The organism is Variovorax sp. WS11, from assembly GCF_010499245.1.
GTDB lineage: Bacteria > Pseudomonadota > Gammaproteobacteria > Burkholderiales > Burkholderiaceae_C > Variovorax.
The window spans coordinates 514,444-538,700 of record NZ_JAAGOW010000005.1 but is presented as its reverse complement, the minus strand read 5'-3'; the positions used below and the strand labels follow the sequence as shown (position 1 = coordinate 538,700).

General features: G+C 67.4%; 21 protein-coding genes. 15 read left to right on the top strand and 6 right to left on the bottom strand.

The annotated features are described in order from the left end of the window. The first annotated feature begins 66 nt into the window (after positions 1–66). From GXN78_RS37070 to GXN78_RS37055, 4 genes are all read left to right on the top strand, one after another. Entirely contained in the window at positions 67–1,056 is a 990-nt protein-coding gene (locus GXN78_RS37070) for a tripartite tricarboxylate transporter substrate binding protein (RefSeq protein WP_106558801.1), read from the top strand. Between the two features lie 118 nt (positions 1,057–1,174). Beyond that, the gene (locus GXN78_RS37065) at positions 1,175–1,864 is read left to right on the top strand and encodes a helix-turn-helix transcriptional regulator (RefSeq protein WP_106558800.1); all 690 of its coding nucleotides are present in this window, start codon (positions 1,175–1,177) and stop codon (positions 1,862–1,864) included. Beyond that, the gene (locus GXN78_RS37060) at positions 1,861–2,430 is read left to right on the top strand and encodes a DUF6036 family nucleotidyltransferase (RefSeq protein WP_106558799.1); all 570 of its coding nucleotides are present in this window, start codon (positions 1,861–1,863) and stop codon (positions 2,428–2,430) included. The genes GXN78_RS37065 and GXN78_RS37060 overlap by 4 nt, the downstream gene beginning before the upstream one ends. A gap of 170 nt (positions 2,431–2,600) precedes the next feature. Continuing rightward, positions 2,601–3,494 carry a helix-turn-helix domain-containing protein gene (locus GXN78_RS37055; protein WP_106558798.1) on the top strand — a complete coding sequence of 298 codons (894 nt, stop codon included), beginning with the start codon at positions 2,601–2,603 and terminating at the stop codon, positions 3,492–3,494. A 27-nt stretch (positions 3,495–3,521) separates the two neighbouring features. Here GXN78_RS37055 and GXN78_RS37050 read toward each other — a convergent pair whose 3' ends face one another. Further along, positions 3,522–4,025 carry an Lrp/AsnC ligand binding domain-containing protein gene (locus tag GXN78_RS37050; protein WP_106558797.1) on the bottom strand — a complete coding sequence of 168 codons (504 nt, stop codon included), beginning with the start codon at positions 4,023–4,025 and terminating at the stop codon, positions 3,522–3,524. 80 nt (positions 4,026–4,105) lie between these two features. On the opposite strand from GXN78_RS37050, the gene putA reads away from it, so the two are divergent. Both putA and proC read left to right on the top strand, forming a co-directional pair. Beyond that, positions 4,106–7,876 (top strand): trifunctional transcriptional regulator/proline dehydrogenase/L-glutamate gamma-semialdehyde dehydrogenase, encoded by a 3,771-nt coding sequence (gene putA / locus GXN78_RS37045; RefSeq protein WP_239143130.1) that lies wholly within the window; start codon positions 4,106–4,108, stop codon positions 7,874–7,876. A 37-nt stretch (positions 7,877–7,913) separates the two neighbouring features. After that, a complete protein-coding gene (gene proC, locus GXN78_RS37040; protein ID WP_106558795.1) occupies positions 7,914–8,747 on the top strand; it encodes a pyrroline-5-carboxylate reductase in 834 nt (277 codons plus the stop codon). 7 nt (positions 8,748–8,754) lie between these two features. On the opposite strand, the gene GXN78_RS37035 is transcribed toward proC, so the two are convergent. The 4 genes from GXN78_RS37035 to GXN78_RS37020 all read right to left on the bottom strand — a co-directional run bounded on the left by GXN78_RS37035 (position 8,755) and on the right by GXN78_RS37020 (position 12,896). Continuing rightward, positions 8,755–9,876: an enolase C-terminal domain-like protein gene (locus tag GXN78_RS37035; protein ID WP_239143129.1), complete on the bottom strand. Its 1,122-nt coding sequence runs from the start codon at positions 9,874–9,876 to the stop codon at positions 8,755–8,757. Between the two features lie 101 nt (positions 9,877–9,977). Then, complete coding sequence (locus GXN78_RS37030; RefSeq protein WP_164256277.1) at positions 9,978–10,913, bottom strand: electron transfer flavoprotein subunit alpha/FixB family protein; 936 nt, start codon at positions 10,911–10,913, stop codon at positions 9,978–9,980. A 1-nt stretch (position 10,914) separates the two neighbouring features. Further along, positions 10,915–11,676, bottom strand: a complete 762-nt coding sequence (locus tag GXN78_RS37025; protein WP_164256275.1) for an electron transfer flavoprotein subunit beta/FixA family protein — start codon at positions 11,674–11,676, stop codon at positions 10,915–10,917. Positions 11,677–11,708: 32 nt separating this feature from the next. Further along, positions 11,709–12,896 carry an FAD-binding oxidoreductase gene (locus tag GXN78_RS37020; protein WP_106556319.1) on the bottom strand — a complete coding sequence of 396 codons (1,188 nt, stop codon included), beginning with the start codon at positions 12,894–12,896 and terminating at the stop codon, positions 11,709–11,711. 294 nt (positions 12,897–13,190) lie between these two features. Here GXN78_RS37020 and dapA point away from each other — a divergent pair, with 294 nt between their 5' ends. The 9 genes from dapA to GXN78_RS36975 are packed head-to-tail and all read left to right on the top strand — an operon-like array spanning position 13,191 to position 23,349. Beyond that, positions 13,191–14,096 (top strand): 4-hydroxy-tetrahydrodipicolinate synthase, encoded by a 906-nt coding sequence (gene dapA, locus GXN78_RS37015; protein WP_239143128.1) that lies wholly within the window; start codon positions 13,191–13,193, stop codon positions 14,094–14,096. Positions 14,097–14,138: 42 nt separating this feature from the next. Then, entirely contained in the window at positions 14,139–15,197 is a 1,059-nt protein-coding gene (locus tag GXN78_RS37010; RefSeq protein ID WP_106556318.1) for an ABC transporter substrate-binding protein, read from the top strand. A 32-nt stretch (positions 15,198–15,229) separates the two neighbouring features. After that, positions 15,230–16,072, top strand: coding sequence for an ABC transporter permease (locus tag GXN78_RS37005; protein ID WP_106556317.1), 843 nt, complete (start codon positions 15,230–15,232; stop codon positions 16,070–16,072). A gap of 2 nt (positions 16,073–16,074) precedes the next feature. Beyond that, complete coding sequence (locus GXN78_RS37000) at positions 16,075–16,935, top strand: ABC transporter permease (protein ID WP_239143127.1); 861 nt, start codon at positions 16,075–16,077, stop codon at positions 16,933–16,935. Continuing rightward, positions 16,932–18,002: a hypothetical protein gene (locus tag GXN78_RS36995; protein ID WP_106556315.1), complete on the top strand. Its 1,071-nt coding sequence runs from the start codon at positions 16,932–16,934 to the stop codon at positions 18,000–18,002. Before GXN78_RS37000 ends, GXN78_RS36995 begins: the two co-directional genes overlap by 4 nt. 3 nt (positions 18,003–18,005) lie before the next feature. Further along, on the top strand, positions 18,006–19,565 hold the full coding sequence (locus GXN78_RS36990) for an AMP-binding protein (protein ID WP_106556314.1): 1,560 nt from the start codon (positions 18,006–18,008) through the stop codon (positions 19,563–19,565). 2 nt (positions 19,566–19,567) lie between these two features. Next, positions 19,568–20,740, top strand: a complete 1,173-nt coding sequence (locus GXN78_RS36985) for an ABC transporter ATP-binding protein (RefSeq protein WP_258186980.1) — start codon at positions 19,568–19,570, stop codon at positions 20,738–20,740. A 9-nt stretch (positions 20,741–20,749) separates the two neighbouring features. Then, a complete protein-coding gene (locus GXN78_RS36980; protein WP_106556313.1) occupies positions 20,750–22,180 on the top strand; it encodes an FAD-binding oxidoreductase in 1,431 nt (476 codons plus the stop codon). Positions 22,181–22,182: 2 nt separating this feature from the next. Continuing rightward, positions 22,183–23,349, top strand: a complete 1,167-nt coding sequence (locus GXN78_RS36975; protein ID WP_164256273.1) for an alpha-hydroxy acid oxidase — start codon at positions 22,183–22,185, stop codon at positions 23,347–23,349. Position 23,350: 1 nt separating this feature from the next. On the opposite strand, the gene GXN78_RS36970 is transcribed toward GXN78_RS36975, so the two are convergent. Then, positions 23,351–24,172 carry a DMT family transporter gene (locus GXN78_RS36970; protein WP_106556332.1) on the bottom strand — a complete coding sequence of 274 codons (822 nt, stop codon included), beginning with the start codon at positions 24,170–24,172 and terminating at the stop codon, positions 23,351–23,353. Between the last annotated feature and the right edge of the window lie 85 nt (positions 24,173–24,257).

Genomic DNA, 24,257 nt, shown 5'->3' with positions numbered 1-24,257 from the left:
GGCCTCGACCGCCCGCGCGTGGTCGGCGTTGCCGGCAATTTTTCGAACAATGACAAGGAGACCTCCATGGATCGAATGAACCTTCGCCGATCGCTTCTCGCACTCGCCGTGTCGATGGTCGCGGCGATGCCCGTGGCCCAGGCGCAGTCCGCCGCCTCGAAATGGCCGAGCCAGCCCGTGCGCTTCGTGGTCCCGTTCCCGGCCGGCTCCGCGCCCGATGTGCTGATTCGCTTCGTCGGCGTCAAGCTCAGCCAGAAGTGGGGCCAGGCGGTGGTGGTCGACAACAAGCCGGGCGGCAGCGGCGTGATCGGCATGAACACGCTGCTGAGCGGACCGACCGACGGCAGCACCTTCGGCTTCGTCCAGGGCTCGGCCATCTCCGTGGCGCCCAGCACCATCAAGGGCGTGAGCTACGACTTCAACCGCGACTTCGTGCCCGTCACCCTGGCGGCCGTGGCGCCCTTCGTGCTCGCCGTTCCGGGCGACTCGCCCTACAAGACGCTCGGCGAGTTCATTGCCGCCGCCAAGGCCAGGCCACAGGGCATCGAGGTGGCCGACAACGGCCGCGGCACCGCGCCGCACCTCGCCTCGGCGCTGCTGGGCCTGAACGCGGGCGCGCAGTTCCTCGAAGTGCACTACCCCGGCGGCGCCCAGGCCATGCTGGCCACGCTCGGCGGGCAGACCCAGATGATGGTCGAGACCTACAACGTGGTCGCCGGCAACGTGCAGGCCGGCAAGATGCGAATCCTGGCGTCGATGAGCGACCGCGTCGAACCCGGCCTCGACCAGCTGCCGCTGGCCCGTTCGACGGTGCCGGGTGCGGTGGCCTTCGGCTGGTTCGCGGTGATCGCGAAGAAGGGCGTGGACCCCGCCATCCTCGCCAGGCTCAACAAGGACATGGGCGAAGCGCTGCTGCTGCCCGATGTGGTCGCGAAGTCGCGCGAGCTGGGCACCTATCCGCGGCCCGGCACGCCCGAGCAGCTTGCGAGGTACATCGAAGACGATCGCAGGACCTGGCAAGGCGTGCTCGACAAGCTCAACATCAAGCCGGAATAGCGCACCCATCCCAGATCGGCTGCCTTGCCTGTGAGGCCATGGATCCCCCAGGAAGAGATCGATCAACTGACCAGAAAACTGGACAAAAACTTAAAGAGATGAATAAAATTCTGGACAAATGACAGCCCGAACGGATTCGACCTCGGTCTTGGATCGCCAGTTGCTCCTGCAACTGGGCGAGAGGCTCAAGCGCGTTCGCCGCCAAGAGGGCTTCTCGAGCACAGCCCTGGCTGAGCTTGTTGGCATCTCCCGCACCACGCTTGCAGCCATCGAGTCTGGGGACCCGTCACCGTCCATGGGTAACTACGTGCGCGTGATGTCAGCGCTGGGGGTCTCGGCAGACCTGGCCTTGTTGGCAAGCGATGCCCTGCAGATCACCCCCGGCGTCGAGGATAGGCCGCGCAAACGGCCGGCGCCTGCCGTTTCCGTATTGGTCAAGACTGACGGCAGTCATGATGCACAAGATCTTCAAAGCCTGATGTTGCACAAGGAGGCGATCAAGCTGATGCTCAGCGATCCGAAATTGATCGACCAGGCTCTCGCAACCTTGGAGGAATGGCGCAGTTCGGGCAGCAGTCATTCGCGATTCCTGTGGGACGAATGGTCGGTCATCCTGCACCGGCGCGATTGGCGCCGCGCCCTGAGCACGTCGCGCCGCGGAAGGGAACTGCGGCAGGCGTCGCCCCTGCCGACCATCTTGCCGGCGCCCATCCGTGCGGCCGTTCTTGAACAAGTAAGTGCCCTAAAAAAGGGAGTTCTGCTGGGGTCGAAGGCGCGCGCGCCCGCTGCCCAAGGAGGGCCGAGTTGAACCGCGAGGACCTCGAGCACATCATCCGAGCCGCTGGCGACGTAACCGACGAATACGAGTTCATCATCGTTGGCAGCCAGTCCATCCTGGGGCCGATCCCGTACCCTCCGGACGTTTTCAAGCTGTCGGCCGAAGCGGACATCTATCCTCGGGCTGCCGAAGGGAAATCAGAACTGATCGAGGGAGCCTTGGGTGAGGGCTCCCAGTTCCATACGACCTATGGATACTACGCACAGGGCGTCGATTCGACGACCGCCAAACTGCCGCTGGGTTGGGAGGGGCGCCTGCATCGCGTTCAGAGCGAGCGGGGAACCAACGGCCGGCTCGGTCTTTGCCTGGATGTCATCGACTTGTTCATGTCCAAGGCCGCGGCCAATCGAGAAAAGGACCGTGAGTTCAACCTGGCCTTGTTGCAGCACGGCTTTGTAAAAGCGGCCGATGCCATCAAGATGGTCGACCAAATGCATCTTCTTGGCGATGCGGACAAGCGGAGTATGCGGGCGCGCATTCGACGCTGGGTGAAGCTCCTGGACAAGCGTGGCTATGACATTCCGTCGGGCGATTGATCAGCGTCAACGCACCGTCCGAATAGGAATCGCATCCTCCAGCCCTGAGCTTCTCGAACACCTGCCTTGTGACAGCGATTACTGCCAGTTCAAGGGCCGCGAAGCGCCGATGCGAATGGACAAATCGCGGTGAGGCGGGTACTTTTCCGACGTCGATTCGCACCGCTGCCATGAAGCCCGCCACGCCCCTGCTGCTCGTTCCTTTCAGGGAAGTCCGCCATGAGCAGCCGGACGACTGCCTCCACTACGAACCGGTCGCCGTGCGCGGCCAGCAGATGGATTGGACGATTCCGGCGCACCGCCATGACGGCCTGCACCAGATCCAGTTCCTGGAAGCGGGGCACATCGAGGGCACCGTCGATGGCCAGACGGTGCAGGCCGACGCGCCCGCGATCCTGCTGATCGCGCCGGGTTCGGTGCACGGGTTCCGCCACACGCACGACACGGCAGGGCATCAGCTCACCATTCCCACCGCGACATTGCAGCGCTTGCTCGGAAGCGACCATCTGGCGGATACCGGCCTGGGAAATTCCTTCGTCCTGGCCGCACTGGCGCCGGACGCGTGCGCCGAATGTGCCGCCTTGTTCGCCATGGTCGCGCGCGAGTTCCAGGGCCATGGGGCGGGCCGGGTGCCCGCGCTGCTGGCTTCGGCCACCCTGCTGGCCGTGCTGCTCATGCGCTTGCGCGGCGAACGGATCGGGAAGGCACAGGCACCCGGCGCGCGCGATGCCCTGGTGCAGCGCTACCTGGCATTGACCGAGCAGCACTTCCGCGAGCACCGCCCGCTGTCCTTCTATGCCGAGGCCCTGGGCGTGACGCCGGACCACCTGAGCCGCACCTGCCGCAACGTGACGCGCGAGTCTGCCTTGCAGCTGCTGCACGAGCGGTTGATGCTGGAGGCGCGCCGCCTGCTGGCCTACACCCCCATGCCGGTGGCCGAAGTGGCGGCCGCCATCGGCTATCAGGACCCAGCCTACTTCAGCAAGTTCTTCACCCGTGCGGTGGGTCACTCGCCGTCCGGATACCGCACGCTGGCCGCGCGGGGAGTGAAGGTGCCGGGTTAGTTGAGTGCTCGTGTTGCGAGCCGGCGCTCACACGCCGGGCAATGCCAGCCGCGCGGAGTTCTTGACCTCCTCCATGACGGCATAGGTGCGCGTCTCGCGCACGCCCGGCAGTTGCCACAGCACGGTGCCCGCGAAGTTCCGGTAGTCGTTCATGTCCGCGCTGCGGGTCTTGAGCAGGTAGTCGAAGCCGCCGGCCACCATGTGGCACTCCATGATCTCCGGCCGCACCTGCACCGCGGCCTTGAACGCGTCGAAGACATTGGGGGTCGTCCTGTCGAGCAGGACCTCCACGAAGACCAGCATGCCCGCGCCGAGCTTCAGCGGATTCAAGCGCGCCTCGTAGCCCAGGATGTACCCGTCGCGCGTGAGGCGCTGCACCCGCGCCAGGACGGCCGTGGGCGACAGGCCGATGGCTTCTGCCAGCTTCAGGTTGGCGATGCGTCCATCCGCCTGCAGCGCCGACAGAATGCGCAGGTCCAGCCGGTCCAGGCCGAGCAGCTGCGCTGCATCGTCTAGTGATTTATCCTGCATAAGGCTTAAATTTCGAACAAAAATTCGGATGTAAGGCGAGCATTATGCGCAATGTCACCAGCCAAAGCAGCCAACTCCCCATGACCACGCGCGCACAGATCGACCCCGCCACGCTTTTCAGCGGCTTTGCCGAAGGCCCCCCTGAATCCTCCGAACTTCGCCGGCGTATCACCCGCGCTTATCGGCTGCCCGAGCCCGAGGCCGTCTCGGGGCTGCTGGCGCAGGCCCGAATGGACGCCGGCACCGGCAGCCGCGCCAACGCCCTCGCGCTGCAGATCGCACAGCGTCTGCGCGACCGCAAGAACTCCGCCGGGCGTGCGGGTCTGGTGCAAGGCCTGCTTCAGGAATACGCGCTGTCCTCGCAAGAGGGCGTGGCCTTGATGTGCCTGGCCGAAGCCCTGCTGCGCATTCCCGACTCCGCCACCCGCGATGCACTCATCCGCGACAAGATCGCGCGCGGGCATTGGCAGGAACATGCGGGCCGCAGTCCTTCGCTCTTCGTCAACGCTGCGACCTGGGGGCTGCTGCTGACCGGCAAGCTCGTGTCGACCCACAGCGAATCGTCGTTGTCGGCGCTGCTCTCGCGCCTGATCGCCAAGGGTGGCGAACCGATGATCCGAAAGGGCGTGGACATGGCCATGCGGATGATGGGCGAGCAGTTCGTCACCGGCGAGACCATCCAGGCTGCACTGGAGCATGCCCGCGGCCTCGAGGCCCAGGGCTTCCGGTACTCCTACGACATGCTGGGCGAGGCGGCCATGACGGCCGAGGACGCAGAGCGCTACCGCCAGTCCTACGAGCAGGCGATCCACGCCATCGGCAAGGCCTCCAACGGGCGCGGCGTGTACGACGGTCCCGGCATCTCCATCAAGCTGTCCGCGCTGCACCCACGCTACAGCCGTGCGCAGTACGGCCGGGTCGTGGACGAGCTCTATCCGGTGGTGCGCGGCCTGGCGCTGCTCGCCCGGCGCTACGACGTCGGCTTGAACATCGACGCCGAGGAGGCGGACCGGCTCGAGCTCTCGCTGGACCTGCTGGAAAAGCTGTGCTTCGAGCCCGCGCTGGCCGGCTGGGCCGGCATCGGCTTCGTGGTCCAGGCGTACCAGAAGCGCTGCCCCCATGTGATCGACTACCTGATCGACCTGGCCCGGCGCAGCCGCCATCGCCTGATGGTCCGGCTGGTCAAGGGCGCCTATTGGGACAGCGAGATCAAGCGCGCCCAGGTCGACGGGCAGGACGGCTTTCCCGTCTACACGCGCAAGGTCTACACCGACGTGTCGTACCTGGCCTGCGCCCGCGAACTGCTGGCGGCGCCGGCGGAGGTCTATCCGCAGTTCGCCACGCACAACGCCCACACCATGGCTGCAATCTACACCCTCGCCGACCCCGCCGCCTACCAGCCCGGGCAGTACGAGTTCCAGTGCCTGCATGGGATGGGCGAGCCGCTGTACGAGCAGGTGGTCGGCCGCCTCGAGGACGGCAAGCTCGGGCGCCCCTGCCGCATCTACGCGCCCGTGGGCACGCACGAGACGCTGCTGGCCTACCTGGTGAGGCGCCTGCTGGAGAACGGCGCCAACACCTCCTTCGTCAACCGCATCGCCGATCCCACGATCTCCATCGCATCGCTGGTGGAGGACCCCGTGGCCGCGGTCGAGCGCATGGCGAAAGAGGAGGGCGAGCTGGGCCGGCCGCATCCGGCCATCGCTCACCCGGCAGCGCTCTATGGCCAGGCCCGGCGCAATTCGCAGGGCATGGACCTGTCGAACGAGCAGACACTGCGCGATCTGGAATCCATCCTGGTTCAGGGTGCAGACGTCTCATGGACCGCCGAGCCCTTGCTGGCGCAGTCGCCGGCATCGCAGGGGACGGCGTGGAAGCAGGTGCTCAACCCGGCCGATCATCGTGACGCGGTGGGCCGGGTTCGCGCGACAGACGAGGAAGAGATCGAGGCGGCCTTGCGTTCGGCGACCGAGTTCGCGCCGGTCTGGGCCGGCACCCCGGCGGCGCAGCGGGCGAGCGCGCTGGAGCGCGCGGCGGACCTGCTGCAGGCGCGCCTGCCGCAGCTGCTCGGCCTGCTGGCCCGCGAGGCCGGCAAGACCTACGCCAATGGCGTGGCCGAGGTGCGCGAGGCGATCGACTTCCTGCGCTTCTACGCCGCCCACGCGCGCGCCGATTTCGACAGCAGCACCCATCGGGCGCTGGGCCCCGTGGTGTGCATCAGCCCATGGAACTTCCCGCTGGCCATCTTCGTCGGCCAGATCTCCGCGGCGCTGGCGGCCGGCAACCCGGTGCTTGCCAAGCCCGCGGAGCAGACTTCGCTGATTGCCGCGGAGGCGGTCCGTCTTCTGCACGAAGGCGGCGTGCCCGCGGCCGCCGTGCAGCTGGTCCCGGGGCGGGGCTCCACCGTCGGCGCGCGCCTGGTCGCCGATGCGCGCGTCCAGGCCGTCATGTTCACCGGCTCGACGGAGGTCGCGCGGCTGCTGCAGCGCACGCTGGCCGCGCGGCTCGGCCCGACCGGCGCGCCGGTGCCCCTGATTGCCGAGACGGGCGGACAGAACGCGATGATCGTCGACTCGTCTGCGCTGCTGGAACAGGTCGTCGCCGACGTGGTCGGCTCCGCCTTCGACAGCGCGGGGCAGCGCTGCTCGGCGCTGCGGGTCCTGTGCGTCCAAGACGATGTGGCGGACCGCCTGCTGCACATGCTGCGCGGCGCGATGGCCGAGGCCACCGTGGGCAACCCGGCTTCGCTGCGCGTGGATGTGGGCCCCGTGATCGACGCGGGCGCCCGCGACACCATCGAGACGCACGTCGAGGCGATGCAGGGGCGCGGCCGGCGTGTCCATCGCCTGGGCCGTTGCGCGCATGACGTCATCGAAGAAGGCACCTACGTCGTGCCCACGCTGATCGAACTGGAGAGCATCTCGGAACTGGAGCGCGAGGTCTTCGGGCCCGTGCTGCACGTGGTGCGCTACGAGCGCCGCGAGCTCGAGGCGCTGATGGCGCAGATCAATGCCACCGGCTACGGCCTGACCCTGGGCCTGCACACCCGCATCGACGAGACCATCGACAAGGTGCTGTCCCACGCCCGCGTCGGCAATGTCTACGTCAACCGCAACATGGTCGGCGCCGTCGTCGGCGTGCAGCCTTTCGGCGGCGAGGGCCTGTCCGGCACAGGGCCGAAGGCAGGCGGTCCCCTGTACATGTACCGGCTGCTTGCGGCGCGCCCGCAGGATGTGCTCGCGCGTGCGGTCGAGCTCGGCCTGCCGGGGTCGTCGGCCGAGAGTGCCGCCTCGCCCCCTCCGCCCGCCTTCGACTCGCTCGTGTCGTGGATGGCCCGGCACCGCGATGGTCGCGCCGCCGCGCAGTGCCAGCGGCTGGCCCAGATGATCGGCCCTCGCAGCGCCCGGCTGCTGGCGGGCCCGACCGGTGAACGCAACGTCTACTCGCTGCATCCGCGCGAGGCGGCCTTGTGCCTGGCCGAGTCCGACGATTCGCTGCTCCTGCAATTGGCCGGCGCGCTGGCCGTGGGCTGCCGCGCGATCTGGCCATCGCGGCCCGAGACACGGGCCCTGCACGCGAGCCTGCCGCTGGACGTGCAGGAGGCGATTGCGCTGGCCAGCGACTGGGCGGCACCCGGCGTCGAATTCGACGTCGCCCTGCACCAGGGCAGCCAAGACGACCTGCTTGCCGCGTCCGCGCGCCTGGCCGAACGCGACGGTCCCATCGTGAGCCTTCGCCGTTTCGCCGTCGATAGCGCAGACGTGCCGCTGGAGGCCTTGGTGATCGAGCGCGCCGTCAGCACGAACAGCGCGGCGGCTGGGGGCAACGCCAGTCTGATGACGATCGCTTGATCGTCCACCCATCGATCCAAGTCAAGAAAATGAAGCCATGAGTTCCCCATCATCAACGCAGTCCCGGCCAACGCTGGCATTCATCGGCGGCGGGCAGATGGCATCGGCCATGATCGCGGGGCTGCTGAGGGCCGGGCAGCACGGTTCCTCGATCCTGGTCATCGAGCCCACGCCGGATCGAAGAGATCACCTCGCGCAGACCTTCGAAGTCCGGACCGCGGCGCGCGCCGATGCGCAGCTGGCCGCCGCCGAACTGGTGGTCTGGGCCGTCAAGCCGCAGGTGCTTCGCCAAGCACTCGAGGAGGCGCGCATGCACCTCGGGACCACGCTGCATGTCAGCATCGCGGCGGGCCTGCCCTTGAAGACGCTGAGCCAATGGCTACAGAGCCAACGTGTGGTCCGCGCCATGCCGAACACGGCTGCGCTCGTGGGCGCGGGCGTCACCGGCATGGTGGCCGCCGAGGGCGTTTCCGAGGCGGACCGGCAGCTGGCCGCCGCCGTGCTCGCGGCCACGGGCCACTGCTTCTGGGTCGAGAGCGATGAGCGCCTGGACGCAGTCACGGCCGTGAGCGGCAGCGGGCCTGCCTACGTGTTCCACTTCCTGGAAGCGTTCCAGGCAGCCGCCGAGGCGGTCGGCTTCGACCCGGCGACCGCGCGAGAGCTGGTGCTCAGGACGGCGGCAGGGGCCGTCGAGCAGGCCGGGCTGGGTGAGCCCTTCGGTGACTTGCGATCCCGCGTGACATCGAGGCGTGGCACGACGGAAGCTGCTCTGGCCGTGCTGGATGCCAGGGGGACGCCTCGGGCGATCGTCGATGCGGTGCACGCGGCGTATGCGCGGGCTGGGGAGTTGTCGAGGGCGCTTTCAGAATAGCGGCGCCTCAAGCGGCGAAGCGCGCGACCGCCTCCTCATTCCAGGCGATGCCGGTGCCGGGCTCCTCGCCCGGCCGCGCACAGCCGTCGGCGAAGGCCAGCGGACGCGCGAGCACCGGGCTGGCCAGGTCCATGCGCTCCAGCCAGTGCGCGGTCGGTGTCACTGCGAGCAGATGCACGCTGATTTCCTGGAAGATGTGGCTCGACATCGGCACGCCCCGTTGCTGCGCCAGTGCCGCGGCGCGCAGCCAGCCGGTCACGCCGCCGATCTTCATCACGTCGGGCATCGCGAGGTCGCAGGCGCGCGCATCGAGCGCCTTCGCCATCTCGTCGGGGCTGCACCAGTTCTCGCCCATCTGGATCGGCAGGCGCGACTTCTCGCGGATGCGTGCATGGCCGGCGTAGTCTTCCTGCAGCGTCGGCTCCTCGACCCAGGCGATGCCTTCGTTCTCCAGGGCCTGGATGCGGCGCATCGCCTCCGGCACCGAGAGGCCCTGGTTGCAGTCGACCATCAGCGCCATTTCCGGACCGATTGCCTGGCGCAGCGCACGCACGATGCGCAGGTCTTCCGCCAGCGTGGGGTAGCCGATCTTGGTCTTGATGGCCGCGAAGCCCTGGTCGCGCGCAAGGGCGGCGCGCTGCGCACCTAACGCCTCGCCGTCCATGCCGTGACTGTCGTAAGCCGGGACTGCGCGGCGCGTGCCGCCCAGCAGCTCGACCAGCGGCAGTCCGCGCGCGACGGCAAGCGCATCCCAGGCGGCCATGTCCAGCCCGGCGCAGGCCATCTGCGCCAGGCCGGTGCGGCCGAGCAGCCGCAGCCTTTGCGACAGCAGCTGATCGAAGTCGAAGGGCGCGAGCGGCCTGCCTTTCAACACCCCGGCGAAGGCCAGGACCAGTTGGCGCATCGCCTCGAGCGCCAGCGGCGTGTAGGTGAAGAGGTAGGCTCGTCCGGTCACGCCGCCGTCGGTCTGCAGGTCGATCAGCACCAGTGGCGACGTCGCGATGACGCCCACGCTGGTGCGCACCGGGTATTCCAGCGGCACATTGACGGCACGGGCTTCGACACCGGTGACGACGAGAGATGATGAAGAAGAAGAGGTCATGGCGTTCTCCGGGTCGGGCAGCCGCATTCTTGCGCTCCTCCCCGCCAAAGAGAAAGAGGCGTGCGGCCCAACTTTCGGGACAGCCCGGTGAGCGTCTTCTTCCTTGATGTGCGGCGTTAGCGCGACAGTCAGAGCGCCTTGACGAGCTCCGGCACGGCCGTGAACAGGTCGGCTTCCAGGCCGTAGTCGGCCACCGAGAAGATCGGCGCCTCCGGGTCCTTGTTGATCGCCACGATCACCTTCGAATCCTTCATGCCGGCCAGATGCTGAATGGCGCCCGAGATGCCGCAGGCGATGTACAGCTGCGGCGCCACGATCTTGCCGGTCTGGCCCACCTGCCAGTCGTTGGGGGCGTAGCCCGCATCGACTGCGGCGCGGCTGGCGCCCAGGCCGGCGTTGAGCTTGTCGGCCAGCGGGGCCATCACCTCCTGGAACTTCTCGGAGCTGCCCAAGGCGCGACCGCCCGAAACGATGATCTTGGCGGCCGTGAGTTCGGGGCGCTCGCTCTTGGTGACTTCACGGCCCACGAAGCTCGACTTGCCGCTGTCGGCCACGCCTTCGGCGTTCTCGACCGTGGCGCTGCCGCCGATGGCCGCCGCAGCGTCGAAGCCGGTGGTGCGCACGGTGACCACCTTGATCGCATCGCTGCTCTGCACGATGGCAATGGCATTGCCCGCGTAGATCGGGCGCTCGAAGGTGTCGGGGCTGTCGACCTTGGTGATGTCGCTGATCTGGGCCACGTCCAGCTTGGCGGCCACGCGCGGGGCGACGTTCTTGCCGTTGGCCGTGGCCGGGGACAGGATGTGGCTGTAGTTCTTGGCGATGGCCAGGACTTGGGCCGCAACGTTTTCGGCCAGGTTCTCGGCGAGGCTCGGGCTGTCGGCGGCAATCACCTTGGCCACGCCGGCGATCTTGGCCGCGGCAGCCGCGGCTTCCGCCGCATTGGCACCGGCCACCAGCACATGCACATCGCCGCTCTGGCAGGCGATGGCCGCGGTCACGGTGTTGAGGGTCGCCGGCTTGACGGTGGCGTGGTCGTGTTCGGCAATAACAAGTACGGTCATGTCAGATCACCTTCGCTTCGTTCTTCAGCTTGTCCACCAGGGTGGCGACATCGGGCACCTTGATGCCGGCACCGCGCTTCGGGGGCTCGCTGACCTTCAGGGTCTTCAGGCGCGGCTTGACGTCCACGCCCAGATCCTCGGGCTTGAGGGTGTCGAGCTGCTTCTTCTTGGCCTTCATGATGTTGGGCAAGGTCACGTAGCGCGGCTCGTTCAGGCGCAGATCGGTCGTGATGACCGCGGGCAGGCTCAGGGAGATGGTTTCCAGGCCGCCGTCGACCTCACGGGTGACTTGCACCCTTCCTTCTGCGTCTGTGCCGGACACTTCGACCTTGCTGGCGAAGGTGGCTTGGGGAAGATCCGCGAGAGCAGCCAGCATCTGGCCGGTCTGGTTGGCATCGTCGTCGATGGCCTGCTTGCCCAGGATCACCAAACCGGGCTGTTCCTTGTCCACCAGCGCCTTGAGCAGCTTGGCCACGGCCAGCGGCTGCAGCTCTTCGGTGGTCTCGACCAGGATGCCGCGGTCGGCACCGATGGCCATGGCGGTGCGCAGGGTCTCCTGGCACTTCGCATCGCCGCAGGACACGGCAATGATCTCGGTGGCAACGCCCCTCTCCTTGAGCCTCACCGCCTCTTCGACGGCGATCTCGTCGAAGGGGTTCATGCTCATCTTGACGTCGGAGATGGCTACACCGGTGCCGTCGCTCTTGACGCGCACCTTCACGTTGTAGTCGACCACCCGCTTGACCGGCACCAGGATTTTCATTTGCGAATTGAGAGTTGATGGAAGCTGCGTGATCAGGAGACGGCGCCCGAGCCGTACTTGCCCACGAGCAGTGACCCGTTGTCGAAGCGCTCGATGGAATAGGGCTCGAGCGCCACATCGGTCTTCATCCGGAGGGCTTCCTGGGCAAGCACGCGTCCCACGGTCGGCGACAGCTTGAACCCGTGACCGGAAAAGCCATAGCCCACCACCAGACCTTCGAGACCCGGTAAACGTCCGAGCACAGGGTTCCAGTCGGGCGTGACGTCGTACACGCCCGTCCACGACGATGCGAGCCCTGCAGACTCATAGGCAGGGAACCGGCCGGCGACTTGGGCGCCGACCTCTGCCACGTAGTCCAGCGGCACGTCGCCTTGCTCGGCATCCGATGCCGCGAGCTTCTCCCCGACCATGCCCTCGCTCACCAGCATCTGCTTGCCGCCATAGCTGCGGCAGTAGAGCATCCCCGGCGAAGAGAGGTCCTTGAACACAGGCATCGAAAAGGTGTAGGGCGCCGCAGGGCACTCGAGCGCCAGAACTGCATGTCGCTCCGGCACGACCGGCATGCGCCGTCCGATCCAGCCCGCCAGCTCCTGCGTCCAGATGTTCTGGGTGCTCACCACGGTGTCGCACAGGATATTGCCGGCCGTGGTGGCGACACCCACCACCCGTTGGCCTTCCAGGATCAGCTTCGTCACGCCGACCCCTTCACGCACGGTGACGCCCCCGCGGCGCGCACTCCGGGCGAAACTCGTCGCGACCATGGTCGCATCGGCGAAACCGGCTTCAGGCTCGAAGCCGATCAGCGCAGCGTCATCGAAGGATGCGATCGGCAGCAGTTCCGCGGCCTGCTTGCGAGTCAGGTACTCCAGCTGCACGCCCTGTTTTTGCTGTTGCTTGAGGGATTCTCGAAGGGGCTCCAGCTTTTCGTCGTCGGCGGCGCTGATCAGGTAGCCGCATCGCACGAGGCCACACGATGCTTCCTCGTCGCCGATATAGGAGGGGAAGTCCTTGAAGACTTCCCACGACCGCTTAGCAAGCTCCACGTTCTCGCGCACCGAATAGTGGGTGCGCAGGATGCCGGAAGACTGGGAGGTGGTGCCGGAGCCGATCATGTCCCGCTCCAGCAGCAGCACGCGCCCCCCACCGAACTTCGCCAGGTGAAAGGCGACGGAGGTCCCGATGACACCACCGCCGATCACGATCACATCGAATTTGTCCAAGGGGTTCTCCCGCAAAAAGATACGGGAGTGTTGTCGCGCCTCCAGGGCGCCGCGCGAACATAAGCAACGGCAATGCTGTTCTAAATCGCCGCGCAGCCCTGCGAGCTTCCATGCGCGACGCCGACACCATGCGTCTCGAAGGGCAGGCGCGTCAGCACCTAATACTTAGCATCAGCACTGACTATGGACTTTCGTGCTAGTGCGCCGCTCCCTAGCATTGGATCGACGGGCATGCCACTTGCCTGCAACCTGACCGAGAAGACGATGACTGCCAAGCAAAGATACCAAGGGATCATGACAGCCGTGCCGACGCCGCTGGACGACCAGGGCCAGGTCCAGGCCGCTCCCGTCCGCAAGCTCGTGGAGCGGCAGCTGCGCGACGGCATCACGGGCATCCTCCCGATCGGCGGCACCGGCGAATTCATCTCCCTCACGCCGCAGCAGCGGCTCAGGATGCTGGAAGTGACCGTGGAAGCGGTCAACGGCCGGGTGCCGGTGGTTGCCGGCGTGCTGAACCCCGGCTACGCGGAAGCGCTCGCGGCGGCGCGGGACTACCTCAAGGCCGGCGCCGATTCCGTGATGGTGGTCACGCCCTACTACTACCGGCCGCAGCAAGCCGGCATCGTCGACTACTTTCGCCGGCTCTCCGATGCCCTCGACGGCGATCTCGTGCTGTACGAGATCCCGTACCGGACCGGCGTTTCGCTGTTGCCGGAGACGGTGGCGCAAATCGTCGAGAGCACCCGCACCGTGGCGATGAAGGCGTGCAACCCCGACCTGTCGCAGCAGGTGCGCGTGGTCGAGGCCGTCGCGGACCGGATCTCCATCCTCACGGGTGAAGAATCCGTGTTCCCCCTGCACATCGCCATGGGGGCGGTCGGGGGCATGCTGGCCGGGTCCAACCTCTTTCCGCGCACCTGGACGCACATCCTCGATCTGGTGAAGGCCGGCGATCTGGCCGCAGCCAAGGCGCTGCACGCGCGCCTGAAGCCTGCGACCGATGCGCTGTATTCCGAGCCCAATCCGGCGCCGCTCAAGGCAGCCATGCAGCTGATCGACTGCCCCATGGGCAGCGTGATCACGCCCATGCTGCCTGCCAGTGCCGCCTGCATCGAGCGCTTGAAGCAGGTGCTGCCCGCCGCGCTCGAACTGGAGCGGACCTGCGCCACCGAGTATCCCGTCCCGCGTCCAGTCGTCTGATCGCGCGCCTCTGCAACCCTCCGCCACTACCAGGAGAGAAACATGTCCAAGCCCATCCCGCTTCCTGAGCGCCGCCGCGTGCTCTCCACCCTCGGCGGTGCCGCAGCGCTGGCCTTGGCCGCGCCCTTCGTCATCACCCCGCGCCGCGCCTTCGCAGCGGGCAAGATGGTGCTCGTCAGCTGGGGCGGCAGCTACCGGAACTCGGTCGAGACCGCACTGGTGAAGCCTTTCCAGCAGGAGTTCGGCGTCGAGGTGACCGTGATCGACACGCCCGACCTGGCGAAGGTCAAGGCACAGCAGATGACGGGCAACATCGAGTGGGACGTGTTCGATGCGCCCGGCGCCATGGGTGCCAACGGCTCCAAGGCGGGCTTCTGGGAGCCGATCGATCCGGCGCTCTACGACACCAAGGACAACCTGATCGGCGCGAAGAAGGACCTGGCGCCCTTCTACATGTTCACCGGCGGCATCGGCTGGGATCCCGCGAAGTTCGGCCCGGGCAAGGCGCCGCGCAATTTCGCCGAGTACTGGGACGTGCAGAAGTTTCCCGGCCTGCGCACCTTCCGCAATCGGCCGAGCGAAACGCTGGAGGCGGCGCTCCTGGCCGATGGCGTTGCCCCGAGCAAGCTGTATCCGCTGGACATCGACCGTGCCTTCAAGTCGCTGGAGCGCATCAAGCCGCACGTCGGCAAATGGGTGGACGAAACGCCGCAGAGCATCGCGCTGCTCGAGCGCGGCGAGGTCAACTTCAGCTACGTCTACGCGTCCCGCGTCCGCACGCAGACCGGCGGCAAGTACGCCTTCTCCTTCGACCAGACGCTGAACGGCCTGGAGTACCTCGCGGTGGTGAAGGGTGCGCCGAACAAGGCCAATGCCATGAAGTTCGTGCAGTTCGCGATGCGGCCCGACCGCCAGGCGGCGCTCATGGAGCTCTTGGGGAACCTGCCCACCAGCCGCAAGGCGCTGCCCCTCATGAGCGCCGACGCCCGCAAGTGGATGCCCAACATGGAGTCGCCGAACAACGCGATCCTGAACGACGAGTTCTGGGCCGACAAGTTCGACGTGGTGAGCCGCCGCTTCAAGGAGTGGGTGCTGGCCTGAGACCGGCCCCCGCAGAACCATCCGAAAGCACCATGACATCGAAGCCAGGACGCGAGGCGTCCATCTATCTGGCCCCGGCCTTCGTGCTGGCTCTGCTGGTCGTTCTCGTGCCCCTGGGCTTCGTCGTCTACACCAGCGTCTACAGCCCGGCGGCGGGCTTCAGCCTGGAGTCCTACACCGCGCTCTGGCAAAGCGCGCTGTTCCGCCGCAGCCTGCTCACCACGCTGGAGATCAGCGCCATGGGCGCCGGGCTGAGCCTGCTGCTCGGCTACCCCGTGGCGCTGCATCTGAGCCGGCTTGCGCCTCGCACGCGCGCGCTGTGCATGATCCTCGTGCTGGTGCCGTTCTGGACCAGCATCTTGGTGAAGAGCTACGCCTTCACGGTGATCCTGGGCAAGCAGGGCATCATCAATTCGTCCCTGTCCTGGCTTGTCGGCTCCGAGGTGCACGTGCCGATGCTGTTGAACCGGGTGGGCGTGATGGTGGGCATGACCAACTACCTGATCCCCTTCGTCGTGTTCCCGGTGCTCGCGAGCTTGCTGGCCATCGACCGCTCGGTGTATCGCGCGGTCGAGATCATGGGCGCCCGGCCGCCGCTGGTGTTCTGGAAGGTGACCCTGCCCCTGAGCATGCCGGGCGTGCTGTCGGCCCTGGTCAGCACCTTCGTCATGTCTACCGGATTCTTCGTGATCCCGGCCCTGCTCGGCGGCCGCAAGGACGTGATGCTGGCCAACCTGGTGGACTTCTACACCCGTGAAACGCTGGACTGGAACATGGCCGCCGCCATCGGCGTGATCCTGCTCGGCATCGTCACCCTCATCGCGGGCACCGCGATGCAGGTCCAGAAATCCAGGGCCACCGCCCGCGGAGCATGAGCATGGAAGAAGGCATCAAGCACGACCGCCTGGCGAGACGCTACCGCTGGCTGGCGACGGCCCTGGCCGTCCTGGTCTACGCCTACCTGGTGATGCCCAGCCTCATCGTCATCCCGATCTCCTTCAGCGCTTCGGGCGACATGAGTTTTCCGCCGAAGGCCTTCTCGCTGGCCCTGTACCGGGAGTTCTTCACGACCTCGACCTGGATGTCGCCCGTGCTCCAGAGCCTGAAGATCGCCAGCATCACCTGCGTGGTGGTGGTCGTCGCTGCCGTGCCGGCCGCCTACGCCCTGGTGCGCTTCGAGTTCCCGGGCAAGAGGCTGGTGATCATGCTGATGATGAGCCCGGTGCTGGTCCCGGTCATCGTGCTGGCGCTGGGCATGTACCTGTACTTCTCGCGGCTGTCGGCAACCGGCACCACGCTGGGCCTGGTGCTGGGGCATTCGGTGTACGTGATCCCGTTCGTGGTCGTCACCATCGCTGCCGGCATCCGGCAGATCGACCCGGCGATCGAGTTTGCCGCGACCATGATGGGCGCGAGCCGCACCACGCTGTTCTTCCGCGTCGTGCTGCCGCAGATCGTGCCGTCCATCGTCGCGGGTGCGCTGTTCGCGTTCCTGATCTCCTTCGACGAGGTCGTGATCTCCTGGTTTCTTTCGAGCGCGCAGACGACCACGCTGCCGGTGCGCATGTACAGCAGCATCCAGTGGGGCGTATCCCCGGTCATCGCTGCGGTCTCGACACTGCTGACGGCCCTGTCCTTCATCGTCTGCCTCGTTTCCGTGGCGCTGCAGCCCAACGCGCGCCAAGGCTCGGCCACCGAGGCTTCCCCTTCCACCCACCTTCAGACAGTCCCCGCATGACCCACCACGCTCCCATCGAAGATCTCGACGCGCTGCGCAAGCGCGTTGCCCTGTCCACCACCTTCGGCTGGCTCGTGGTCAGCGGCGTGACCGCCACGCTGTACCGCGAGAAGGGAGAGAAGGCGCTCAACGACGTGTGGACCTCGCTCATGTCGGCCGAACAGACCATCCGTTTTCGCGATGCGCTGGTGAAGCTCGGCATCGAGAACGATCCGCCGGCCATCGCCGCCGCGAAGTACCACTACTTCAGCAACTCGATCGGCGGACTGACGATGCAGTTCATCCAGGAGTCGCCCCGGAAGGCGTGGATCCGCTACATGCCGCCCTGGGGCAGCTTCCCCGGCATCGCGGCGCTGGCCGTGCCCAGCTCGGTGCGCCGCACCATCCTCTCCACCTGGCATCCGCGCAACGGCGAACTCCTCGGCTGCCCGCGCCTGGGCTGGGTGGCGACCAAGTTCGTGGCGGAAGGCCATCCCTACGACGAGGGCTACTTCGAGGAATACGACCACGAGCTCGCACCGTCGGAGCGGATGAAGATCCTGCCGGTGGCGACCAGCCCGGAGTTCGACCCCGCGAAGGCGCCGCGCCTCGATCCGCAGCAGTGGCCGGAGGCCCGCATCCTGAAGGGCAGCCACAACTACGCCGCCGACTACGCTGCGCATGCGATCGAGATGGTGGTGCGCCACTTCGGCGAGCAGACCGCCGCGCACCTGGTGCGCATGGCCATGCGCTTCCTCGCGGTGCAGTACACCGGGCAGCTCACCAAGCAGGTGGGAGCGACCGAATGCAGCGCGCACGCGGCTGCCCGGCTGGCCGCCGAGGTCCTCGCCGCCTTCCGCAACGAAGTCGAGCTGGTGAAGAGATCGGACACGGTGACGGACCTTCAGTTCCGCTCCTTCGCGCCCTTCGAGACGGTGGCGACCGAGGACATGCGTTCCGCGCTGTTCGCCTTCTTCGAGATGGCCACCCGCGTCATCAGCGGCCGCTTCACGGCGCGCCGCGCCTTCGATGCGGGTTCGCGGGCCGAAACCTGGACTTTCCAGGACCATCAGCGCTGGATGGCCTGAGCGATGGTGCGGCAGGCGCCCCACTTCTTTTCGGCCGAGGACAACGTTCCGAAGCTGCTGGCCGAGTGCGCGTCGAACAACCCGGCGCACGTCTATTGCCGCGTCGATGGTGTCGAGCTCAGCTATGCCGACCTGGTGCGGCGGGTGGACCAGGCGAGCGCCGTTCTCTACGAGGAGGGCGTGCGCCCCGGCATGCACGTGGCAGTGATGCTCTCGCACCACCTCGACCACATCGTCACCTTCTTCGCCCTGATGCAGCTCGCAGCGGTGCAGATCCCCATCAACACCGCGCTGAAGGGCATCGGCCTGTCGCACATCTTCGCGCATGCCCATCCCGAACTGCTGATCGCCGACGAGGCGTATGCGCCGGTGCTTTCGGAGGCGCTCGCGGAGCGCGGAGGCGCCATGAGGGTGTTCTGGCGTAAGCCGGACGAATCGCAGTCCGCCTTGGCGCAGTCCGCGCTGTATGGCGGCCCGCAGCGTGCGCCGGCGCCTGCGGTGCCGCAGTCCGACAGCACCTTGCGGCAGATCCTCTACACCTCGGGCACCACTGGTGCCGCCAAGGGCGTGATCATGCCGGACCGGATGTTGCGTGCGGCGGCGCTGGGCTCCACCTGGATCGGCCGTATCGAGCCCGGCAGCGTGCTGCATTTCTGGGACCCGATCTACCACGTGTTCGGCACCGAGGTGCTGGTGCTGGCGCTGATGGTGCCGGTCACGCTGGTGATGGTGCCTCGCTTCAGCGCGTCCCGCCTGTGGGAGGAGGCGCGCGCGAATGGTGTCACCCATATCCACTTCGTGGGCGGCGTGCTGCAGCTCCTGATGAAGCAGCCGCCGTCGCCGCTGGACCGCGACCACGGCGTGAAGATCGCCTGGGGCGGCGGGTGCCCGCTGGAGGTGTGGCGCCCCTTCGAGGAGCGCTTCGGCGTACGCATCCACGAGGGCTATGGCATGACCGAGACCTCCAGCTTCAGCACCATCAATCCGCAAGGAAAGCTGGGCTCCGTCGGCACGGCGGTTCCGTACTTCGACGTCGAGCTGGTGGACGATGCCGGCAGGAAGCTGCCCGCCGGCGAAGTCGGGGAGATCCGCGTGCGCGGCAAGGAGCCCGGCGTGCTGGTGCAGGCGTACTACGACAATCCCGAGGCGACCGCAGGCGCGCTGCGCGAGGGCTGGCTGTACACGGGCGATCTCGCGCGGCAGGACGAGGAAGGTCACTTCCATTTCATCGGCCGCAAGAAGGACAGCCTGCGGCGCCGGGGCGAGAACGTCTCGGCCTGGGAGGTGGAGCGCGTCTTCAACCAGCATCCCGAGGTCGAGGAATGCGCACTGGTCGGCGTGCGCAACGAGTTTGCCGACGAGGACCTCAAGCTGTTCGTCAAGCCGCGTCATCCGGATCTCACGCCGGAGCGGTTGATCGCCTGGGCCGAGCCCCGCATGGCGGCCTTCCAGCTGCCTCGCTTCGTCGCGTTCGTGGATCGCTTCCAGAAGACGCCCACCGAACGCATCCAGAAACAATTCCTGGCACGCTCCATCGACGACTGCTGGGACAGGGGAAAATGATCATGTCCCAGGCAGGAACCATTCTTTTCGAAGCGGCCCCGGCGGTGCCTTCCCAGGCCGGCGCCCCGCGCGACATCCACGAACTCGAGGTGCTGAGCAAGATGAGCAAGGCCGGCGACATCGCTGTTCGTTTCGAAGGGGTCAGCAAGGCCTACGGCGGCACCACGGTGCTGCAGCCGACCGAGCTCAACGTGCGGCGCGGCGAGTTCCTCACCCTGCTGGGCCCCAGCGGCTCGGGCAAGAGCACGATCCTGAACATCATCGCCGGCTCGACCCCTCCGAGCTCCGGCCGCGTGTTCCTGGATGGCGAGGACGTCACGCAGAAGCCGCCGCGCGAGCGTGGCCTCGGGATGGTGTTCCAGAACTACGCGCTCATGCCCCACATGAGCGTTTACGAGAACGTCGCCTTTCCGCTGAAGATCCGCAATTGGAAGGCCGATGCGATCCGCACGCAGGTGATGGCGACGCTGGAGAAGGTGGGCCTGTCGGGCTTCGCGCAGCGCAAGCCCAAGGAGCTTTCGGGCGGCCAGCAGCAGCGCGTGTCGATTGCGCGCTGCCTGGTGTACTCGCCGTCCATCATCCTGATGGACGAACCGCTGGGTGCGCTGGACAAGAAGCTGCGCGACCAGCTGCAGGGCGAGATCAAGAGCCTTCACCGGGACATCGGCACGACCCTGATCTACGTGACGCACGACCAGGAGGAGGCGCTGAACCTGTCCGACAAGGTGTGCCTGATGAACCAGGGCCGCATCGAGCAGCTCGGGACACCGTCGGAGCTCTATTTCGATCCGGCCAATCGCTTCGTGGCCGATTTCGTCGGCGAGTCGAACATCCTGGCGGGCACCCTGCTGGAAGCCGGTGTGCTGAAGACGAAGGCCGGCACGCTGCTGCGGGTGCAAAGCCGCCATGCGCATCCGGGCGCGCAGGTCGAGGTGCTGGTCCGGCCGGAGAACGTCCGCCTGCTGCATCCCGGCGAGGCCGCGAGCGACGACAACGTGGTCGAGGCCACGGTGGCCGGACTCTCCTTCGTGGGCGGGCGCACGCGCGTCGAGGCGGTGGCGGGCGCGGAGCGCCTGCTGGCCACCCGCATCTCGGCGCGCAACGACGCGGCGATCCAGCCGGGCGAGAAGGTGCGGCTCGCGTGGAGCCCATCCAATTCAATCGTCCTGAACTGAGACGCACGCATGGAAGACCAAGTTACGGCCCGGCTGACCGAGATGCTGGGCGCCGGCGCCGTGCTCACGTCAGGCACCGACCAGGCCCGCTACCTGAGCGACTGGCGCGACCGGCATCGGGGTACCGCGCGCTGCGTGGTCATGCCGAAGACCACGCAGGAAGTGGCCTCCGTGCTGCGCCTTTGCGGCGAACTCGGTGTTCCCGTGTTTCCCCAGGGCGGCAACACCAGCGTGTGCGGCGGATCCGTCCCCTCGGAAGATGGACGCGGGATCGTCCTGAGCCTGGAGCGCATGAACCGGGTGCGCGACGTCAACGCGCGCAACAACTCGATGATCGTCGAGGCCGGCTGCGTCCTGGCTGCGGTGCAAGAGGCGGCCCGGGCGGCGGAGCGCTACTTTCCGCTCAGCCTGGGCGCTGAAGGCTCGTGCCAGATCGGCGGCAACATCGCCACGAATGCCGGCGGCACCTCGGTGGTCCGCTACGGCAACACGCGCGACCTGGTGCTCGGGCTCGAGGCGGTGCTGCCCGACGGCCGCATCTGGAACGGGCTGCGCACCTTGCGCAAGGACAACAGCGGCTACGACCTCAAGAACCTGTTCATCGGCTCCGAAGGCACCTTGGCCGTCGTCACGGCCGCGGCCCTCAAGCTGTTCCCGCTGGCGCCGACCACGCTGACCTCGTTCTTCGCGCTCAATGACGTGGAGCAGGCCGTGGCACTGGGGGAGAAGCTGCAGAAGCAGTTTCCGGGCGAGCTGGTCGCGCTGGAGATGATGTCCCGGTCCGAGCTCGAGATCGTGCTGCGGCACATTCCCGGCAGCCATTGCCCGCTGGGCGAGAAAGGGCAATGGCAACTCCTCGTGGAGTTGACGTCCTCGGCGCCGCCGGCCGCCTTGACGGAGCAACTGAATGCCTGCGTGGAAGACGCGATGACCGAGGGCATCGTGCTCGATGCGGTCGTCGCCGCCAACGAGAAGCAGCGCGAAAAGCTCTGGCATCTGCGCCACAGCGTGACGGAGGCCAACAAGCGCGAGGGCATGGGGCTCACCCACGACATCGCCGTGCCCGTGTACCGGATTCCCGACTTCATCGAGCGGGCCGGGGCGATGCTTCAACGCGACTTTCCCGGCGTCGAAGTGGTGGTGGTCGGCCACATCGGCGACGGCAACCTGCACTACATCGGCATGCTGACGCACGAGGCCTGGCGCAACACCGCCGACAAGCCCGCCTGCCAGCTGCGCCTGGCGCATGCGCTCTACGACATCGCGATCGCCATGGGCGGCACCTTCAGCGCGGAGCATGGCATCGGCAGCCTGCACCTGGACGAGATGCGGCGGTACAAGGATCCGGTCGAGCTGGACCTCATGCAGCAGGTGAAGCAGCTGCTCGACCCGCGCGGCATCATGAACCCCGGCCGGGTGCTGCCGCCTCGCGCGCAATAGCGGTGCGGCTCCCCCTGGCGGCCGTCGGCGACTACCGGGCAGCGGCACGTGCCATCCTGCCGCGCTTCGCCTTCGACTACCTCGAAGGCGGCGCCGAGGATGGGCGCACGCTGGCGCGCAACACGCTGGCCTTCCAGCGAATCGACCTCGAACCGCAGGCGCTGGTCGACGTGGCGCAGGTGGACACGCGCGCTTCGGTGCTCGGCGAGCCGCTCGCGATGCCCCTTGCCGTGGGCCCCACGGGACTGAACGGGCTGTACCGCCATCGCGCCGAGGAGATGCTCGCGGCGGCCGCCGGTCGCGCGGGCGTGCCCTTCGTCCTGTCGACGGCTTCGACGTCGGCGATCGCGAGCGTCCGCGCCGCCACCGACGGGCCCTTGTGGCTGCAGCTCTATGTGCAGAACGACCGCCGGATCGCGCAGCGCCTGATGGCGCAGGCCAGGGAGCTCGGCTTCTCGGCCTTGCTGCTGACGGTGGACACGCCCGTGGCCGGCACTCGCGACCATTACCGCCGCAACGGCTTCATGCTGCCGCTGCGCTGGACGCCGCAGCTGCTCTGGGACGTGCTGTCGCATCCGCGCTGGTGCCTGCAGACCGGCAGGCATGGCATGCCGCAGATGGTGAACCTGGCCGCCTGCGCCGACGCGCAGCCCGATCTCGACGTCCAGGCGGCCGCCATGAACCAGCAGATGAACATGAAGCTGACCTGGGCCGACCTCGCCTGGGTGCGCAGGCACTGGAACGGTCCGGTGCTCGTGAAGGGCGTCTGCAGCCTGGCGGATGCGAGGCGGGCCCACGCGCATGGCGCGGACGGCGTGGTGCTCTCCAACCACGGAGGCCGGCAGCTGGAGGACGTTCCCAGCGCAATGGAGTTGCTGCCGGAAGTGACCGATGCGCTGCATGGCCGCATGGCGCTGCTGATCGATGGCGGTGTTCGGCGCGGCAGCGACATCGCCAAGGCCGTGGCGCTCGGTGCAGACGCCGTCCTGTTGGGACGGGCGCCTCTCTACGGCCTGGCGGTCGACGGTGAGCGGGGCGTCGACGCGGTGCTGGCGATCCTGCGGCGGGAGCTCGAGATCACGCTGCGCCTGCTGGGCCGGCCACGGGTCGCAGCGCTGGGCCGCGAGGCGCTGCGCGCGACTTGGCGCGAGCGCCTGGCGAAGCTCTGACTCAGCGACCGGCTTCGCGTCGCGCCACCCACATGGTGGCGATGAGGATCACGAAGCCGCCGGCCAGGGTGGCGCCATCAGGAAGATCCCCGAACATCAACCAGCCGAGCAGGCAGGCCCAGACCAGATCGAGGAACTTGGCAGGTTGCGATGCCGAGATATCCGCGGTGACGAAAGCGCGGGTCAGGCAATAGTTGCCGATAGCGGTGAGCAGGCCGCAGAGCAGCGCCGTCCAGAGGTCTCCCGCCGTCGGCGAGCTCCAGTACGCCCAGGCGAGCGGCAGGCTGAAAAGCGTCACGATGACCGATTGCCAGAGGACGATCACCAGCGGCGCATCGTGCCGCGTGAGCCGCTTGCTCAGGAGAAAGGAGGCCGCGAACACGGCGGCCGAACCCAGCATCATGAGGGAGTGTCCGCCCCCGACGCTCGTCAGCCGGGGGCTGACCACCACCAGGACGCCGCCGAAGCCTGCCACCGTCGCGACGGCCCGTTCCCATCGGAATGGTTCCTTCAGCAGCAGTGCGGCACCGACCATGATGAACAGCGGCGTGGTGAAGCCGATCGCGGTGGTCTCGGCGAGCGTGATCCCCGACACCGCCACCAGCCACAGGCACATGCCCACCCAGTGCACCACACCGCGCACCAGCAGGCCGCCGGGCTGGCGGGGCCGAAAGCGCGCCGCGCCGCTGCGCAGCGCGAGCGGCAGTATCAGCACCAGCGTGCTGGCGTAGACCAGCGTGAGCGTCTGGAAGGGACTCATGCGCAGCGACATGCCGCGCAGCAGCGCGTTCAGCAGACTGAAGAGCGCGCCGGAGGCCGCCATCCAAAGCAGCGCGCGTGCGCCAGGACTGAGCTCGCGGCCGCCTGACAGCCGCGGGTCCAGCACACGGGCCAGGCCGCTTCGCGAG

Bases quoted from the DNA above. Each gene is read 5' to 3' on its own strand.
- GXN78_RS37070 (WP_106558801.1), top strand. From the start codon at position 67: ATGGATCGAATGAACCTTCGCCGATCGCTTCTCGCACTCGCCGTGTCG.
- GXN78_RS37050 (WP_106558797.1), bottom strand. From the start codon at position 4,025: ATGCAGGATAAATCACTAGACGATGCAGCGCAGCTGCTCGGCCTGGAC.
- GXN78_RS36985 (WP_258186980.1), top strand. From the start codon at position 19,568: ATGTCCCAGGCAGGAACCATTCTTTTCGAAGCGGCCCCGGCGGTGCCT.
- GXN78_RS37035 (WP_239143129.1), bottom strand. From the start codon at position 9,876: ATGCGGCTGCCCGACCCGGAGAACGCCATGACCTCTTCTTCTTCATCA.
- putA (WP_239143130.1), top strand. From the start codon at position 4,106: ATGACCACGCGCGCACAGATCGACCCCGCCACGCTTTTCAGCGGCTTT.
- GXN78_RS37055 (WP_106558798.1), top strand. From the start codon at position 2,601: ATGAAGCCCGCCACGCCCCTGCTGCTCGTTCCTTTCAGGGAAGTCCGC.
- dapA (WP_239143128.1), top strand. From the start codon at position 13,191: ATGACAGCCGTGCCGACGCCGCTGGACGACCAGGGCCAGGTCCAGGCC.
- GXN78_RS36995 (WP_106556315.1), top strand. From the start codon at position 16,932: ATGACCCACCACGCTCCCATCGAAGATCTCGACGCGCTGCGCAAGCGC.
- GXN78_RS37065 (WP_106558800.1), top strand. From the start codon at position 1,175: ATGACAGCCCGAACGGATTCGACCTCGGTCTTGGATCGCCAGTTGCTC.
- GXN78_RS36970 (WP_106556332.1), bottom strand. From the start codon at position 24,172: ATGGCGGCCTCCGGCGCGCTCTTCAGTCTGCTGAACGCGCTGCTGCGC.
- GXN78_RS36990 (WP_106556314.1), top strand. From the start codon at position 18,006: ATGGTGCGGCAGGCGCCCCACTTCTTTTCGGCCGAGGACAACGTTCCG.
- GXN78_RS37000 (WP_239143127.1), top strand. From the start codon at position 16,075: ATGGAAGAAGGCATCAAGCACGACCGCCTGGCGAGACGCTACCGCTGG.
- GXN78_RS37010 (WP_106556318.1), top strand. From the start codon at position 14,139: ATGTCCAAGCCCATCCCGCTTCCTGAGCGCCGCCGCGTGCTCTCCACC.
- proC (WP_106558795.1), top strand. From the start codon at position 7,914: ATGAGTTCCCCATCATCAACGCAGTCCCGGCCAACGCTGGCATTCATC.
- GXN78_RS36980 (WP_106556313.1), top strand. From the start codon at position 20,750: ATGGAAGACCAAGTTACGGCCCGGCTGACCGAGATGCTGGGCGCCGGC.
- GXN78_RS37025 (WP_164256275.1), bottom strand. From the start codon at position 11,676: ATGAAAATCCTGGTGCCGGTCAAGCGGGTGGTCGACTACAACGTGAAG.
- GXN78_RS37005 (WP_106556317.1), top strand. From the start codon at position 15,230: ATGACATCGAAGCCAGGACGCGAGGCGTCCATCTATCTGGCCCCGGCC.
- GXN78_RS37030 (WP_164256277.1), bottom strand. From the start codon at position 10,913: ATGACCGTACTTGTTATTGCCGAACACGACCACGCCACCGTCAAGCCG.